Source organism: Shewanella sp. SR43-8, from assembly GCF_014163775.1.
Lineage (GTDB): Bacteria > Pseudomonadota > Gammaproteobacteria > Enterobacterales > Shewanellaceae > Shewanella > Shewanella vesiculosa.
On the sequence record NZ_JACJDX010000052.1, the window covers coordinates 1 to 242 of the forward strand.

The following is a 242-nucleotide window of genomic DNA, read 5'->3' on the forward strand; positions in this document are numbered from 1 at the left end:
ACTGAGCTTGATGTCAATGAAGCGCCTGAGTTCACCCCACCCGTGGGCGAAACCAGCTACAACTTTAGCTACAATGAAAACAGCAGCGACAGCACGGTGATCGGTACTGTGTCTGCGACCGATCCGGAAGGCACGCCAGTGACCTACAGCATCGTCAGCGGCAATGACGACGCTTGGTTTGAGATTGATCCCGTGACCGGTGTCATCAGCTTGACCCCAGCGGGCGTGGCCGCCGTCGCCAA

The 242-nt window shown here is 57.9% G+C and carries 1 protein-coding gene; it reads left to right on the top strand.

The features are described 5' to 3' along the window. On the top strand, positions 1-242 hold a 242-nt coding region (locus H5114_RS20315; protein ID WP_182723893.1), incomplete at both ends, for a cadherin repeat domain-containing protein.